Below are 1,380 nucleotides of genomic sequence, written 5' to 3' on the forward strand. Positions count from 1 at the left end.
TACTACAGCCGTAGATACGCCGGAGGCACGCCACCGCGTCGCCGGTAGTGACATTGCTGGGCGCGGTATTGATGTTGACGCCGCCAGATTGACCACGACATCACATGCTCAATGGAGTGGAGCGTTCGCCATATCAGTCGACACAGTAGCCGGCGGATCTCCTGAACGCTGAACGGCAGTGAACCTTCAGCTGTTTTTTTTGGCCTGTGCCCTCAGGGCAGCAAGCACCGCGTGCGCCAGCAATGCCAGTGTGATGTGACGGTACCAGCCCTGCCAGCGACGAACCTCGTATTGATCAAGGCCGCATTCGCCCTTGGCCGCCTCAAATCCGACTTCGATTTCCCACCGCCTGCCGGCGACGTTGACCAGCGTCTGACGGGTAACCTTGCTGCGGGGCGCATAGACGACGTAATACGCGTGCTCGCGGGTCTCATCGCGACTGCGCCGCACCAGCAGGTAATGGCCAAAGCGACGCTCCCCGGCGCTCAGTTGCAGGCGCCATAACGGCGTGAGTGCCCAGTCATACAGACGCTCGCCTTTTGCGCCGGTTCCGGCTGAGAGGCGGCGCCAGGCCTGTGGAGGCAAGGCTTGCGCAATCTTGTCGGCGCGTATTGAGGTCGGGCCTTGCCACCACAGCGGTTCGCTCTTTTTGACCGCCAGCACAAATGGTTGCGTGCGCGACTCAAGCCATAGCCGCAGGGGACGGTCACCGCCGTACACCTCGTCGCCGGTGACCCAGCCACAGGGCACCCCCGCATCCAGCGTCCGTTCCAGCATCCGGCGCGCAAGTTGGGGCTTTGTTGCGAATTCCACGGTGTCGGGCACGCCAGCCGCCCGGCAACGACTACGATCATCGACCCAGCCCTGCGGCATGTACAGTTCCCGGTCGATAAATGCGCTGCCTCCGTTGCCGGCATAGCACAGAAACACACCAATCTGGCTGTTCTCGATGCGGCCTGCCGTGCCGCTGTACTGGCGCTGCACACCGGCGGAATACTCGCCCTTCTTGAGAAAGCCGGTCTCATCCACGATCAGCACGGCGTCACGCTCGCCGAGTTGTTCAACGACGTAGTCGCGAAGGACATTGCGAGCCGCGTCAGGATCCCACTGCGCCCGCTCGAGGAGGTGCTGCACGCCATCGGGGGTGGCCTCGCCGATCCATTCTGCGAGTTGCCAGCCATTCTTGCGTTCGACCGTGCCCAGCAGACCCTTTAGATAAGCCAGCGAACGCTGTCGCGGCTCGGCGCGCCTGAACAGGTCAGCCAGTCTTTCATGCAACAGATCGATTTCATGTTCCCACGCTTTCGCGATCTCTTTCATAGTCCTATACCAAGTAGTAGTACTAACTTACTATAGGAAAAAATAACTACGGCTGTAGTG

General features: G+C 60.9%; 1 protein-coding gene. It reads right to left on the minus strand.

Annotated elements, in window-relative coordinates:
• Positions 1-186 precede the first annotated feature (186 nt).
• Positions 187-1,320, minus strand: a complete 1,134-nt coding sequence (locus C0Z16_RS36955) for an IS701 family transposase (protein WP_102636845.1) — start codon at positions 1,318-1,320, stop codon at positions 187-189.
• Positions 1,321-1,380 lie beyond the last annotated feature (60 nt).

The sequence above is a fragment of the Paraburkholderia rhynchosiae genome (genome assembly GCF_002879865.1).
GTDB lineage: Bacteria > Pseudomonadota > Gammaproteobacteria > Burkholderiales > Burkholderiaceae > Paraburkholderia > Paraburkholderia rhynchosiae.